Source organism: Pseudomonas sp. PS01303 (assembly GCF_029959385.1).
Lineage (GTDB): Bacteria > Pseudomonadota > Gammaproteobacteria > Pseudomonadales > Pseudomonadaceae > Aquipseudomonas > Aquipseudomonas rustica.
The window spans coordinates 1-5645 of the sequence record NZ_JASCPK010000230.1 but is presented as its reverse complement, the minus strand read 5'-3'; the positions used below and the strand labels follow the sequence as shown (position 1 = coordinate 5645).

Annotated in this window: 6 protein-coding genes and 1 pseudogene; 3 read left to right on the top strand and 4 right to left on the bottom strand. The window is 58.5% G+C overall.

Translation table 11 applies throughout. The annotated features are described in order from the left end of the window. Positions 1 to 188 precede the first annotated feature (188 nt). Positions 189 to 419 (top strand): hypothetical protein, encoded by a 231-nt coding sequence (locus tag QMX93_RS29425; protein ID WP_282359065.1) that lies wholly within the window; start codon positions 189 to 191, stop codon positions 417 to 419. A gap of 367 nt (positions 420 to 786) precedes the next feature. Here QMX93_RS29425 and yegQ read toward each other — a convergent pair whose 3' ends face one another. Further along, positions 787 to 2124, bottom strand: coding sequence for a tRNA 5-hydroxyuridine modification protein YegQ (gene yegQ, locus QMX93_RS29420; RefSeq protein WP_282359064.1), 1338 nt, complete (start codon positions 2122 to 2124; stop codon positions 787 to 789). Between the two features lie 193 nt (positions 2125 to 2317). On the opposite strand from yegQ, the pseudogene QMX93_RS29415 reads away from it, so the two are divergent. Further along, positions 2318 to 3379: pseudogene (locus QMX93_RS29415) on the top strand (AI-2E family transporter). On the opposite strand, the gene QMX93_RS29410 reads toward QMX93_RS29415, so the two are convergent. The 3 genes from QMX93_RS29410 to QMX93_RS29400 all read right to left on the bottom strand — a co-directional run bounded on the left by QMX93_RS29410 (position 3376) and on the right by QMX93_RS29400 (position 4434). Then, positions 3376 to 3558: a hypothetical protein gene (locus QMX93_RS29410; RefSeq protein WP_212545703.1), complete on the bottom strand. Its 183-nt coding sequence runs from the start codon at positions 3556 to 3558 to the stop codon at positions 3376 to 3378. The pseudogene QMX93_RS29415 and the gene QMX93_RS29410 sit on opposite strands and share 4 nt — an antisense overlap. Positions 3559 to 3661: 103 nt before the next feature. Further along, complete coding sequence (locus QMX93_RS29405; protein WP_053121828.1) at positions 3662 to 3856, bottom strand: hypothetical protein; 195 nt, start codon at positions 3854 to 3856, stop codon at positions 3662 to 3664. A gap of 224 nt (positions 3857 to 4080) precedes the next feature. Beyond that, the gene (locus tag QMX93_RS29400) at positions 4081 to 4434 is read right to left on the bottom strand and encodes a hypothetical protein (protein ID WP_053121826.1); all 354 of its coding nucleotides are present in this window, start codon (positions 4432 to 4434) and stop codon (positions 4081 to 4083) included. A 257-nt stretch (positions 4435 to 4691) separates the two neighbouring features. Here QMX93_RS29400 and QMX93_RS29395 point away from each other — a divergent pair, with 257 nt between their 5' ends. Further along, complete coding sequence (locus QMX93_RS29395; protein WP_282359063.1) at positions 4692 to 5510, top strand: shikimate 5-dehydrogenase; 819 nt, start codon at positions 4692 to 4694, stop codon at positions 5508 to 5510. The last annotated feature ends 135 nt before the right edge of the window (positions 5511 to 5645 follow it).

The window sequence follows — 5645 nt, the reverse complement described above, 5'->3', positions numbered from 1 at the left end:
CGCGAAAGCGGTGTGTCATTCAAGTCGTTGGTGACTGACCCACCGCTTTCGCGAGCAAGCCCGCTCCCACACGGGGTCGCCACAAGTCAGCTCCTCGCGCCGTTGGTCTGTTCGATAGCACCCGTCGTGCGCCACCGTTTCCAACGTGTACGACCCGGGCTTTCCGGGCCTCCTTGGTGAGGTGTGTCATGGCTAACGATCTGCTGTTTCAGGGTGGTGTACTTCCAACCGATCCAACCCAACCGGTGCCCGGTACCGATGAGCCGACACTGGGAGATCATGATTCACCGATGGGCATGCCACCAGGGCGCGATCCGCTGAGCGATGGCGACCGGCCTGACGACTGGAAGGATCCGGCTTCCGACGACGATGTACCGCCAGCGGATGAGCCAACGCCGTTGTCGGATGATCGCCGTTAGTTGATGGGCTGTTTGTCCCGGCCCCATCGCGAGCAAGCTTTGCTTCCACAATGAACAGTGGCATCACCACTGACTTGTAGGAGCCGAGCTTGCTCGGGAAGGCGGCATCAGCCCCAACATCCATCAACGATCAAACCCAGCAGTCCGCACCATCACTCCTGCCGCTCACCTAACCCCACCCACGCCAGATACGTGAGCAGTACACCCGGCGCGAGAGGCGTTTGTGGCGATGTTGCGGGAGGAATTCACTTAGGCTTTTGATCTCCGTAGGAGCTGCCGAAGGCTGCGATCTTTTGACGTTGCCTGTAAAAAAGATCAAAAGATCGCAGCCTTCGGCAGCTCCTACAAGAGGGCGTTTGCAGGGCTTTCAGGCCACCGCCAAATCCCGCATCAACAGCCCAAAGCGCAAATCCACCGCATCCGGAATCGGTAAATACACCGTGTGCCCATCCCCCGGCGCCACCTCGATCGCGCCGCCCTGAGCGTTGTGCAACTCATGCAGATCAAAGTGAAAGTTGCCCTTTGGCGTCATCAATTCCAGATGGTCACCCACCGCAAAGCGGTTCTTCACCTTGACTTCAGCCAGCCGATCACGCCGCTCCCCGGTCAGTTCACCGACAAACTGCTGGCGCTCCGACACCGAGCTGCCGTGCAGATAATTCTGATACTCGTCATGCACATGCCGGCGCAGAAAACCTTCGGTGTAACCGCGCTGGGCCAGTGACTCCAGATCCGTCATCAAGCTGCGATCGAACTCGCGCCCGGCCACCGCATCATCAATCGCCCGTCGATACACCTGCGTGGTGCGCGCGCAATAGAAGTGCGATTTCGTCCGACCTTCGATTTTCAGCGAATGCACGCCCATGCGCGTCAACCGCTCGACATGCTGCACCGCGCGCAGATCCTTGGCGTTCATGATGTACGTGCCGTGCTCATCCTCGAACGCCGGCATCAATTCATCCGGGCGATTGGCCTCCTGCAAAAGAAATACCTGATCGGTAGGCGCGCCCATACCGAGGGTGGGCTCGGGCTCAAAGGTCTGCACGATCTCGCCGAGCTGATTTTCCGTGGCTTGCTGCGCCGAGTATTTCCAGCGGCAGGCGTTGGTGCAGGAACCCTGATTGGCGTCACGTTTGTTCATATAGCCCGACAACAAACAGCGTCCGGAATAAGCCATGCACAACGCGCCGTGGACGAAAACCTCCAGCTCCATGTCCGGCACCTGCTGGCGAATCTCGCCGATCTCTTCCAGCGATAATTCACGCGACAGAATGATCCGGCTCAGCCCCTGCTGCTGCCAGAACTCCACGCTCGCCCAGTTCACCGTGTTGGCCTGCACCGACAGGTGAATCGGCATCTGCGGGAAGTGCCGACGCACCAGCATGATCAGCCCCGGGTCGGACATGATCAGCGCATCCGGCGCCATCTCGATCACCGGCGCCAGATCCTTGAGGAAGGTTTTCAGTTTGGCGTTGTGCGGCGCGATGTTGACCACCACATAGAAACGCTTGCCCTGCGCCTGCGCTTCACGAATGCCCAGCGCCAGATTGGCGTGATCGAATTCGTTGTTGCGCACGCGCAGGCTGTAACGCGGCTGGCCGGCATACACCGCATCGGCACCGTAGGCGAAGGCGTAACGCATGTTTTTCAGGGTGCCGGCGGGAGCCAGCAACTCGGGCGCGGCGAGGGGCAGGGTAGGCGTCATGGCAAGGTCGGTCGCAAAAGCCCGGCAGGGTAGTGCAGACGTCGGTGCGGGTTATTGATCTGCGTCTACGTTTGCGCGGCCGGCACTCAGGCGCAATCCCCAACTATGCTCAATAAATAAAGATGGCACTCGCGCGCGCGCCGGCTGACTAAGCATCGGGGCGTGCATGGCGCCTGACTGACATGGATCGGACATGAACGCAAAAAGTCTTCAATTCAAATCGCTGACAGTGCTGCTGCTGTTGGTCACCGTGGCCTTTATCTGGATTCTGTTGCCGTTCTACGGCGCGGTGTTCTGGGCGGTGATTCTCGGGATTCTGTTTGCGCCGATGCAGCGCCGCATACAGGCAAAATTCGGCTGGTAGCGCAACTTCACGTCGCTGTGTACGCTGAGTATCTGTCTGGTGATCGCAATTTTGCCGGTGATCATTCTCAGCGTGTTGCTGGTGCAGGAAGGCGCGACGGTCTACAAAAACATCGAAAGTGGCGAGTTGGATATCGCGGCGTATCTGGCGCAGTTCAAGCACAGTCTGCCGCCGTACTTTCAGCATTTGCTCGATCGCTTCGGCATGGGCGAGCTCAACGGTTTGCGCGAGAAAATCGTCAAAGCGGCGATGCAGGGCAGCCAGGTGCTGGCCAGTCAGGCCTTCAGTTTTGGCCAGGGCACGTTCGAGTTCGTGGTGAGTTTTTTCATCATGCTGTACTTGCTGTTCTTTTTCCTGCGTGACGGTGCCGAACTGGTGCGCAAAGTGCGCATCGCCGTGCCGCTGGAGGAAAACCACAAACGTCGCTTGCAGCTGAAATTCAACCGCGTGGTGCGGGCGACGGTAAAGGGCAACCTGGTCGTGGCGATCACGCAGGGTGCGTTGGGCGGGGCGATTTTCTGGTTTCTCGATATCCCCAGCGCGTTGCTGTGGGCGGTGTTGATGGCGTTTCTGTCGCTGTTGCCGGCGGTGGGCGCGGGGATTGTCTGGGCGCCGGTGGCGGTGTACTTCCTGCTCAGCGGGATGATCTGGCAAGGCGTGGTGCTGGGGTTGTTCGGAGTGTTTGTGATCGGTCTGGTGGATAACGTGTTGCGACCGATTCTGGTCGGCAAGGACACACGCATGCCCGATTACATGATTCTGATCTCGACCCTGGGCGGTCTGGCCGTGTTTGGCCTCAATGGTTTCGTGATCGGTCCGTTGATCGCTGCGCTGTTTTTGTCGAGCTGGGCGCTGTTCATTGAGACCAAGCCGAAGGTTCAGCTGCCTTAAGCGTGGAACGGCGCGCTGGCGAGTTTCTCAGCCTGCGCCTGAGCGGCTGGCAATGAAGCGAGCGGGCCGCTGATCGGTTCGCCGTTGCGCATCAGGTACCAGCAGGCGAGCAAACCCGACGCTCTGAGCGAGGCGGGAACGGCGCTGCCGATAACGGACATGATTTGAACCTGAGCCATGACAAGTACCTCCAGTGATCTATGGAGCTACCTTAGGGACTCGACGGTTTAACGGACAATCAACGTTTTCGATAGTGGTCATTGACGCCAATGAGGTTTGGCGTCAGTCCACCACTTGATCGAGCATGTGCATGACTTCGCGCTCGTTGAGCAGGCCCTTGTGCACCAGATTCTCTGCCAGTAACGAGAGAAACTTGGCGCAGCGGTGACCTTCCAGGTGCTTGAGTTCGGTGAGGGTGTTGTACACCTTGCCCGAGGTGCATAAACCGACAATGCGGTGGGGGTTCTGTGTTGGCATGGCTCGTCCTTGTTTTTATCAACCTGTTGTTTACGGACGGATTCAGCTTGCGGTTCCGTCATGACAAAAAGATGACCGTTGTGTGTTCAGCTCCAACGATTCCTGATTGATCATGACGACTTTAGCCTTTGAAACTGTCCTCACAGCGACCTTGACGAGATTTTTTCAGACGATGGCCGACAAACGGTCAAAAAAAAGCCCCGCTTGAATAGCGGGGCTCTGGTTTACCAGCGACCGTAATGCGGAGGATACGGACGACCGTAATAACCGCGTGGTGGCCCGTAATACACCGGGGCCGGCACGTAAACCGGTTGTTGCACGTAAACCGGCGCCGGTTGGTAGTAGACCGGTGGCGGCGGTTGTTGCACATACACCGGAGGCGGTGCGGCATACACCGGCGCTTGCTGCACGTACACCGGACGGTTCTGGTTGATAAGCGCCGAGCCAATGATGGCCGAGCCAACGATTGCGCCAAACACCGCAGGGCCTTGCCAGTAATTGCCACCGTGGGCTTGCGCTTGCCCCGTAACAGCAAAAGCACCGATCAACAGGGCCACTATGGGGAGTTTACGAATCATGATAATTCCTCGGTTCTTCGACCCGCCGTCCAGGCCTGCAATAGGCTCATGAACGTCACGGGGATACTTCTAAGACAGCGAAATTCTGAAATTCAGCACAGCCGCCAGGTAAATTTTGTGTAAGGTCTGTACCGGTTTCTTTACCGGGCATTCGACCCTTGTGGCGAAGCCTGTGCAGACACGTCGATATGATCGAACAGACCCGATGGAATGGCTAATCCCGTCCATCCGAAAGTGCGTTTAGAAGGAGAAGTTTCATGCAGATGAACCCGAACAAAGACACCCAACTGTGCATGTCCCTGTCCGGGCGCCCCGGCAACTTCGGTCTGCGGTTTCACAACCACTTGTATGAGCAGTTAGGCCTGAATTTCTATTACAAGGCGTTCAGCAGCCAGGATCTGACCGGCGCTGTCGGCGGCATTCGTGCGTTGGGCATTCGTGGCTGCGGCGTGTCAATGCCGTTCAAGGAAGCCTGCATTGCGCTGGTCGATGAGCTGGATGCGTCGGCGGCGGCGATCCAGTCGATCAACACCATCGTCAACACCGCCGGCCATCTCAAGGCTTACAACACCGATTACATCGCCGTGGCGCAATTGCTGGAAACCCACGCCGTGCCGAAAGAATCGACGTTTGCCCTGCGCGGCAGCGGCGGCATGGCCAAAGCGGTGGCGAGTGCCTTGCGCGATGGCGGTTACAAAAACGGTCTGATCGTGGCCCGCAATGAACGCGCCGGACGTGCACTGGCGGACTCGCTCGGTTATCGCTGGCAGGCAGAATTGGGCGATGAACGGCCACAGATGCTGATCAATTTGACGCCGGTGGGCATGGACGGCGGGCCGGAGGCGGGGCAACTAGCGTTTGATGCTGAGGTGATCAAAGCCGCAGAGACGGTGTTTGATGTGGTGGCGATTCCGTCGGAGACGCCGTTGATCGTGCTTGGTCGCGCGGAGGGCAAGCGGGTGATTACCGGGTTGGAAGTGATCGCGATTCAGGCGCTGGAGCAGTTTGTGCTGTACACCGGGGTGCGGCCGAATGAGGAGCAGTTTGCGGCGGCGGTGGCGTTTGCGCGTAGCTGACTGCACGGTTTTGTAGCGGCCTCACCGGCCTCATCGCGAGCAGGCTCACTCCTACAGGGGAACGCATTCCAATTGTAGGAGTGAGCCTGCTCGCGATGGCCGCGCCACGGTTCCAGATCAGACTTTTGCCTATAC

What these genes read in the sequence shown, in the direction of transcription:
- QMX93_RS29425 (WP_282359065.1), top strand. Translation starts at nt 189, where the DNA reads ATGGCTAACGATCTGCTGTTTCAGGGTGGTGTACTTCCAACCGATCCA.
- yegQ (WP_282359064.1), bottom strand. Translation starts at nt 2,124, where the DNA reads ATGACGCCTACCCTGCCCCTCGCCGCGCCCGAGTTGCTGGCTCCCGCC.
- QMX93_RS29410 (WP_212545703.1), bottom strand. Translation starts at nt 3,558, where the DNA reads ATGGCTCAGGTTCAAATCATGTCCGTTATCGGCAGCGCCGTTCCCGCC.
- QMX93_RS29405 (WP_053121828.1), bottom strand. Translation starts at nt 3,856, where the DNA reads ATGCCAACACAGAACCCCCACCGCATTGTCGGTTTATGCACCTCGGGC.
- QMX93_RS29400 (WP_053121826.1), bottom strand. Translation starts at nt 4,434, where the DNA reads ATGATTCGTAAACTCCCCATAGTGGCCCTGTTGATCGGTGCTTTTGCT.
- QMX93_RS29395 (WP_282359063.1), top strand. Translation starts at nt 4,692, where the DNA reads ATGCAGATGAACCCGAACAAAGACACCCAACTGTGCATGTCCCTGTCC.